The organism is Flavobacterium branchiicola, assembly GCF_018383905.1.
In the GTDB taxonomy this organism is placed as follows: domain Bacteria; phylum Bacteroidota; class Bacteroidia; order Flavobacteriales; family Flavobacteriaceae; genus Flavobacterium; species Flavobacterium branchiicola.
In genome coordinates, this window is record NZ_JAGYWA010000033.1 from 1 (window position 1) to 329 (window position 329).

The 329-nt window shown below is 38.3% G+C and carries 1 pseudogene; it reads right to left on the bottom strand.

Going from position 1 to position 329, the window contains the following annotated elements:
• A pseudogene (locus KHA98_RS22805) lies at positions 1 to 329 on the bottom strand (hypothetical protein); the annotation flags it as partial.

Sequence of the window (329 nt, forward strand, 5' to 3'; positions counted from 1 at the left end):
ATCGCTGATGTTGATCACTTTTGAAGCGCCAGTAGCATCTGTATAAGAGAACTCATTTTTAGTTCCGTCATAACTTACATTTCCTGCCGTATTGTTTACGATATTCTCGATAATCTGTTTTACCTCAGTATTGTTTGCAATCGTTGAGAAGTTGCTTGTTACGTCTCCAACCACATTGATTTTAACCTCAGTACCTGCTTCATTTGTATACGTGTAAGATCCGTCGTTGTTGTTAGAAAGCGTAGTAACCGTTTCGCTTAACTTAACAAGATCGCTGATGTTGATCACTTTTGAAGCGCCAGTAGCATCTGTATAAGAGAACTCATTTT